Here is a 6,048-nt window from a genome sequence, read left to right as displayed (position 1 = left end):
TCATGCCTCGGTTACCGGAACGGCCCTCGTACACAACCGTGTAAGTGAAACGCCTGTGGCCCCTCGACCGGCGGGGTCGAAGGGCGGAAGTGTCAAGACGTCGACAGGGGATCGAGCGGAGTCGCTCGCCGATGCGCGCCTCGATCGAGCGCGTGGATAGAATCCAGCCTACGGTGCATGACAGTCTCGCTTCTGTCGTGTGCCCAGACCCCGGATCGGTGTTGGCGCACCGGCCGGGGTCGACCTGTTTTCAGGTGATCTTGGGATGGTGCCACGCGAGGCGGGGTCGGTCAACTCGAACGGCTGTTCTATGCGTGTCGGCGTGTCGCTGTCGCGAGAGCCGCGTCCGAGCGAATGTACCGCTCGTCTCTTCAGATCGACTGAATGTGCCGCTCGCTCGGAAAACGGGTGCGCCACCTGCGGAAAAACGGGTGCGCCACCTGCGCTCGTTGTTCCCGGACACAGAAACGCGACGCCCAATCTCCCCGTCGTCACGGTGCTCGTCACAGATACTGCTGATCATGAAGCCCGTTGGAATCCGCGCCGCCGTCACCGCCGCCGTCGTCGCGACCACCGCCGCTGTCTCGTTCGTGCTTCCGGCCACGGCATCTGCCGTCCCTGCGAACGGTGGTGTGCGGTACGTCGCGCTCGGAGACTCCAGGGCCGCCGGGCCATCCCTCGACCAGGTTGCGCAGACCAACGCGTGCCAACGCTCCGACCTCGGCTATCCGATGCTCGTCGCGCAGGGGGTGGGCGCGGCGTCGTTCCATAACCTGTCGTGCACCGGAGCGCACACCGTGCACGTGACGAACACGCCGCAGCACACGTCGAAGGGGCCGGTGCCGCCGCAGATCGAGCAGATGCCGTCGGACACCACACTCGTGACGCTCAGCATCGGTGGCAACGACATCAGTTGGCCCACATTGGTTTCCCAGTGCTACGCCGCTACGCCCGGCGGTGACGCCGGATGTCGAAACGATCCGGCAGTGAGCGGCCGGGCGCTGTCCGCACTCGCCGGACTCGGTCCGAAGGTGTGGTCGACCATCGCCGCGATCAGGTTGAAGGCGCCGGCTGCGCGCATCGTGCTGGTCGGGCACGGTGGAATCTTCGGTGATCGCGGATGCTGGCCGAATCTGCCGATCAGCGACGCCGACGCAGTCTGGGCGAAGGGCTTCTTCGCGATGATGAACGGCGTCCTCGCCGCGGCGGCCGCCACAGCCGGTGCTGAGTTCGTCGACGTGACCGCAGGTGCGGAAGGACACGACGCGTGCGCCGCTCCCGGACAACGGTGGTTCGAGGGGCGCCAGGCGGGCCCGTCGTCGAGCGCCCTGCACCCGAACGCCGCGGGCATGGCGCACATGGCGCGTCGGGTGCTCGGAGTGGTGCGCCGCTGAACCTCCGCGGCGCTATGTGGAAGTGCCAGGCGCGGAAGCGCGTTGCGTGCGGTCCTTCCTGACGATGGCGTCGCCGACCTCGTCGATGGCTGCCCGAATGGTGTCACCGTACGGCCCGTCCGGCAGGTTCGGCGCGTGCTTGCGGGCTGCGGCGAGGTGATCGGCGGCGGCATCGAAAGAGCCGAGTCGACGGAAGTTGTCGGCCAGGTTCAGGTGCAGTGACGGATAGAAGCCGGCGATGTGCAGATCGGCGTGGTGTTCTTGCACTCGTTGCTCGGTCACGGCATCGGCTGCGTCGAGGGCGCGTATGTCCCAGGCCAGGGCTTGTGCGGGATCGGCGTAGAGGTCGGCCAGATAGTGCGCGAGTGTGCAGCGGTGCAGTGGGTCACCGAGGACGCCGATCTCGGACCACAAGGCCAGCAACTGTTTCCGAGCGAACTCAGGGTCGCCGGATCGTCCTTCGGTGACGGCCTGCGCGATGGCATCCATGGTCGGGTCGGGATCAGCGGAGACGGTCATCGGGATGCTCCCCGGGGGTCGATGGGCATGACGAGGGTCGTGAGATCGCCGCGGTCGGCGGATCGAACCGTGACGGGCAGTTCTGGTCCCCGTAGGTCCAGCATCACGTCGGGGCCGATCGCGGTACTGATCGCCGGGTAGAACGTCGTGAGCTGGAACGAGATTCGGACATCTGCTCCCGTCGCCGTGGCGTCCAGTGATCCGAGGGATTGTTCGTCGCCGGTGAGGAATTCGGGAGCGCCGTCGGTCACGCTCAGCGTGATGTGCTCGCCGGTGCTGTCCTCCAGCGCGCGCAGGAGCGCGTACTTGGCGACGGTCACCCGAGTGGTGGGTTCCGGTAGGTTCGCGAGCATCGCCCGATAGTCGGGGAAGGGCTCGGCGACGAGCCTGCAGTGCAGATCGTCGCGCTCCGCGACCCTCAACCGGATTCCGCGCGCCGACGCCTCCACGTGGACTGTTGCGCAGCGGTGCATCTCGTTTGCCGCGGCACGCAGGTCTCCTGCATCGACCGTCGCAGACCAGGTGGCAGCCGTCGGTTCGTCGGGCACCAGGGTGCGCGTCGAGAGCCGGTACCGATCGGTTGCGGTCAGGGTGATCGCGTGCGGACCGGCCTCGATGTGGATGCCGTCGAGCACCGGCATCGACGGCTCCCGCGCTGTCGCGCTCGAGACCTGTCCGACCGCGTCCGCCAGCACCGGTCCCTTCAACGTGGCGATCGGAATACCGGGTGCATCGGTCAGCTCCGCGGTGAGGCGAGCGGCTTGCCGTCGCGCTGCGGCGGCATCCTCGAGCATCTTCGCGACGTGCAGGTCGATCATCCGGGCCGCCTCGGCCGGTCCCGCGTCCAAGGCGGCTCTGACCGACGCCAGCGGCATGCCGATCTCACGGAGCTGCCGGAGCATGTCCGCACGGGGCAGCTGGTCGGGATGGTAGAAGCGGTAACCGGATGCAGGATCGACCTCTGCCGGCACCAACAGCTCGGAGTCGGCGTAGAACCGCAGCGCGCTCGGGGTCAGGCCGGAACGCCCGGCGAAGACCCCGATCGACATGAGATCAGAAGGTGGCACCACGTCATCATGGGGTTTCAACCAACGTGAAACTCAACTCCGATCAGCCGACGGCTGCGAGTTCCTCGGTCTCGTCGACGACCTTCGATTCCCGCGCGGCGGCGATGCACGTCAACAGCACGCCGACTGCCGCCCACACGGCCAGGACCGTCCACGGGAACGCGGTGTTCGCGTCGGGGAAGTACGACAGTTCCCGCAGCAGGGTCGCGCCCGCGCCTGGCGGGAACCACTGCCCGATCGCACCCCACGGGGCGAGGATGAACTCGACCGGCATCGCGGCGGCGGAGATCGGGTTCGCGATCAGCATCATCAGCAACGCCCCGACACCGATACCGGGCATACCGATAAGGCTCCGCAGCCCAACGATCGGCGCGGAGATCGCGACCACCGTCAACCCGATCGCAGCGGCATTGACCCAGTAGTTGCCTTGGAGCCCACCGAACCAGCCATGGAGGATGCCGGCGAGCAGCAATCCGGCCGCGACCGCATACGCCACGAGGGCTACGACGCGCGGCAAGGCGGTAGCGATCGCGATCGAGATGAGCACCGCACCGGCCATTCCACCGAGCACCAGCGGGAACGCGGCCGCCGACATTTTCGCGCCGCGCGGATCGGACTCGGCGAACGGAACGACATCGGTCACCCTGACGGTCGCACCGGTCTGCTGACCCATCTGCGCGCCCATCGTCTGAAGCATCTGGGCCACCTGGGCATTCGCGGCCGTGGCGACGAGGATCTCGGGGGCTGCGCCGGGTGCGGAGCCGAGGACGATCGCACCGTAGACCTCACGCCTTTCGATGGCGCCGATCGCGGCCGCGCGATCGCTCACGGGCGTGGGGGCGAGCGTCTCGCCGGCCTGTGCCGCGACGACACCGGTGACCTGTGCGATCGCGGCTTCCGGTCCCGCGATCGCGACGGGGAGGTCGCGGGGTTCCGACGTGACGGCCGGCCAAGCGAACGCCAGGAGGATCACGCCCACCACCACAGCGGCCCCCACAGCCAGCGCGACGGCACGCGCGAACGCGTTGGAAGCGGGAGGGGAAGAGGTGTTGCCCATGTGCTCGCTCCTATCCAAAACGAATATTCGTTCTCTATAGTTCGTTCGGATAGGGTGGGCTGTCAACACCGCACATGAAACGGAGGGGCTCGGTCGTGCCCAGGGTCAGCGAGGCGCATCGTGTCGCGCGGCGCGCGGAAATCATCGACGCCGCTCTGCGCTGCTTCACCCGCTCGGGATATCAGCGCACGACGATGGCCGACATCATCACCGAATCCGGCCTGTCGGCCGGCGCGATCTACGGCTACTTCGGTGGCGGCAAGCAGGAACTGTTCGTCGCGGTCGCCGACCACGTACTCGGCGACCGAGGTCGCGCCCTCATCGACGACAGCGGCTTCGAGATCGAAGGTCCCGGCGATATCGTCGCCGCACTCCTGCACCGACTCGACGAAGGCAAAGCCGTCAGTGCTGTCCTCCAGCTGTGGGCGGCCGGCACGATCGATCCTGAAATCGGTGAACTCGTCCGCACGGTCTTCGGCCGACTGCGCGCCCTCGTGACGGACCTGCTCGCCGCGTGGGCCGAGGAGCATCCGTCCGCGATCGAAACCGACTCGCATACCTGGGCAACCGAATTCGCGCCGATCGTTCTGGGTATCGCCCAGGGATTCATCGTCCAGAAAGCGTTGATCGAGGACTTCGACGCCGAGGCGTACATCGCCGGAGCGCGCGCGGCGTTGTGACGACGGTGTGCCTTTCTGGCGGCCCTGACCGCCAGAAAGGCACACCGGGGCCGAAGGCCCACAAAGTCGCGGGAACATTTCTCATCGCCGCTGCATCTCATCTTCGGACGAACGGCAACACGGATGCACACGGAGGCGACATGGCTCAACAGACTCAGAACATTCGGCCCGGCGGATTCCAGTACAACGCTCCCGTCGAGCAGATCCGCCCGGCGCTGCCGCCGCAGAACACGGGCTGGGCGGTCGCGGCACTGATCTTCTTCTGGCCGCTCGCGTTCTCGGCGTTCTCGCATGCCGCGAAGGTGTACCCGCTGTGGGCGACGGGCGATTACGCGGGTGCGCAGGCGGCGTCGGCGAGCGCGAAGCGACTCGGCAGGATCGCGTTGCTCGTGTGGGCGATCTTCGTCGTCGCGCTGATCGTGTTCTACGTGGTCATCTTCGCCGCTGCCATGTCGGCGATGAACGATCTCCCGTCGTACTCGGACTACTCCTACCGCTGACCGTCGGTGGGTCGGCGTCGACGTCGAAACATCCGTATCGAGAGCGTCCGGCCGGTCGAAACCGGGGGAGGGTTCGGCCGGTCGGCTGATCCGGTCGGGAACATCAGAGTTTCTGTAGCCCAGCATGATTCGTGCTCGAGGAGGGGTGAGCACGAACCGGGTGTCACTGGGCTCACCGAGTTCCCGACCGGATCGAACTCACTCGACTTCCATCGTTCCGAATTCGGCACGCCCATCCCGCCGGTACACCGCGATGATCACGCCCGTGCTCGTGCTGCGCGACTCGACGAGCGACATCGCGGTATCGAGACCGCGCTCGGCGAACAGCCGGCGACCCTGACCGACGACGACCGGGAACGTCAGCAGGTTGTACTCGTCCACGAGATCGTGTTCGTGGAGCGTGCGCACGAGCTCGAGACTGCCGTGAACCTGTAGTTCGCGACCGGGACGGGTCTTCAGCTCGGCCACGGCAGACACGATGTCGCCGTCGAGCACGGTGGTCGGCCTCCACTTCGGGTCGGTCAGCGTGGTGGAGGCGACGAACTTGGGCAGGGTGTTGAGCCGGTTGGCGACGATGTCGTCGGGGTCGGTGGCGTTCGGCCACGACGCGGCGAAGATGTCGTAGGTCTTCCTGCCGAGCAGGAACGCATCGATGCGGCCGAACACCTCCTCGATGAAGGCGCCGGTGTCGTCGTCGAACAGCGGCACCACCCAACCACCGCGCTCGAAGCCACCGCTGAGATCCTCCTCGGGTCCGCCCGGACCCTGTGCGACTCCGTCGATCGAGACGAACGTGGTCACCGTGAGTTTCATCCGCTTCTCCCTTCGGGG

General features: G+C 66.9%; 7 protein-coding genes. 3 read left to right on the top strand and 4 right to left on the bottom strand.

Annotation, left to right across the window (positions count from 1 at the left end; all coding sequences use genetic code 11):
- The first annotated feature begins 521 nt into the window (after positions 1-521).
- Positions 522-1,394, top strand: a complete 873-nt coding sequence (locus ACWDUD_RS16160; RefSeq protein WP_450109942.1) for an SGNH/GDSL hydrolase family protein — start codon at positions 522-524, stop codon at positions 1,392-1,394.
- Positions 1,395-1,406: 12 nt separating this feature from the next.
- On the opposite strand, the gene ACWDUD_RS16155 is transcribed toward ACWDUD_RS16160, so the two are convergent.
- Genes ACWDUD_RS16155 through ACWDUD_RS16145 form a run of 3 tightly spaced genes read right to left on the bottom strand, consistent with a single transcriptional unit; the run spans position 1,407 to position 4,037 of the window.
- Positions 1,407-1,913 (bottom strand): hypothetical protein, encoded by a 507-nt coding sequence (locus tag ACWDUD_RS16155; RefSeq protein ID WP_450109941.1) that lies wholly within the window; start codon positions 1,911-1,913, stop codon positions 1,407-1,409.
- Positions 1,910-2,980, bottom strand: coding sequence for a DNA polymerase III subunit beta family protein (locus ACWDUD_RS16150; RefSeq protein ID WP_450109940.1), 1,071 nt, complete (start codon positions 2,978-2,980; stop codon positions 1,910-1,912). The genes ACWDUD_RS16155 and ACWDUD_RS16150 overlap by 4 nt, the downstream gene beginning before the upstream one ends.
- Positions 2,981-3,023: 43 nt before the next feature.
- Positions 3,024-4,037 (bottom strand): hypothetical protein, encoded by a 1,014-nt coding sequence (locus ACWDUD_RS16145; protein WP_450109939.1) that lies wholly within the window; start codon positions 4,035-4,037, stop codon positions 3,024-3,026.
- A gap of 95 nt (positions 4,038-4,132) precedes the next feature.
- Here ACWDUD_RS16145 and ACWDUD_RS16140 point away from each other — a divergent pair, with 95 nt between their 5' ends.
- Positions 4,133-4,717 (top strand): TetR/AcrR family transcriptional regulator, encoded by a 585-nt coding sequence (locus ACWDUD_RS16140; protein WP_450109938.1) that lies wholly within the window; start codon positions 4,133-4,135, stop codon positions 4,715-4,717.
- A gap of 140 nt (positions 4,718-4,857) precedes the next feature.
- Positions 4,858-5,217, top strand: a complete 360-nt coding sequence (locus ACWDUD_RS16135; RefSeq protein WP_450109937.1) for a CD225/dispanin family protein — start codon at positions 4,858-4,860, stop codon at positions 5,215-5,217.
- 198 nt (positions 5,218-5,415) lie between these two features.
- Here ACWDUD_RS16135 and ACWDUD_RS16130 read toward each other — a convergent pair whose 3' ends face one another.
- Positions 5,416-6,030, bottom strand: coding sequence for a dihydrofolate reductase family protein (locus ACWDUD_RS16130; protein WP_450109936.1), 615 nt, complete (start codon positions 6,028-6,030; stop codon positions 5,416-5,418).
- Positions 6,031-6,048: the final 18 nt, after the last annotated feature.

Source organism: Rhodococcus sp. NPDC003382, assembly GCF_053589135.1.
The sequence above is the reverse complement of the archived record's forward strand: the minus strand, read 5'-3'. Positions and strand labels throughout refer to the sequence as shown.

Coding starts and splice junctions, on each gene's coding strand:
- ACWDUD_RS16160 (WP_450109942.1), top strand. CDS start 522: ATGAAGCCCGTTGGAATCCGCGCCGCCGTCACCGCCGCCGTCGTCGCG.
- ACWDUD_RS16155 (WP_450109941.1), bottom strand. CDS start 1,913: ATGACCGTCTCCGCTGATCCCGACCCGACCATGGATGCCATCGCGCAG.
- ACWDUD_RS16145 (WP_450109939.1), bottom strand. CDS start 4,037: ATGGGCAACACCTCTTCCCCTCCCGCTTCCAACGCGTTCGCGCGTGCC.
- ACWDUD_RS16135 (WP_450109937.1), top strand. CDS start 4,858: ATGGCTCAACAGACTCAGAACATTCGGCCCGGCGGATTCCAGTACAAC.
- ACWDUD_RS16130 (WP_450109936.1), bottom strand. CDS start 6,030: ATGAAACTCACGGTGACCACGTTCGTCTCGATCGACGGAGTCGCACAG.